Origin of the sequence: Comamonas halotolerans, assembly GCF_030162935.1 — a bacterium.
GTDB classification, from domain to species: domain Bacteria; phylum Pseudomonadota; class Gammaproteobacteria; order Burkholderiales; family Burkholderiaceae_C; genus Comamonas; species Comamonas halotolerans.
Genome location: NZ_JASAUZ010000064.1, coordinates 1 through 257, shown reverse-complemented (window position 1 = coordinate 257; position 257 = coordinate 1). Strand labels below are relative to the sequence as shown.

Sequence of the window (257 nt, the reverse complement as noted above, 5' to 3'; positions counted from 1 at the left end):
ACACGCCGCCGGATACGGGCGCAGCGGGCACCACGGTTACTGTGGGCGTCATTGCCGGTGACGGCGTGGTCAACAGCACGGAAGCGGGCGCCAGTGTGCCGGTGACCGTGACGCTGGCCAATATGCCAGCCGATGCGACCACCACCACAGTCACTGTGCGGGTGGACGGTCAATCGTATGCAGCCATCGACAACGGGGATGGCACCTGGACGGCCCAGGTGCCGGGTGCGGATCTGGCCGCAGCCCAGGACACCACA

General features: G+C 67.3%; 1 protein-coding gene. It reads left to right on the top strand.

Annotated features, from left to right (window positions below):
• Window positions 1-257, top strand: a 257-nt coding sequence (locus tag QEP11_RS16630; RefSeq protein WP_284337767.1) for a hypothetical protein, incomplete at both ends; no start/stop codon positions are given.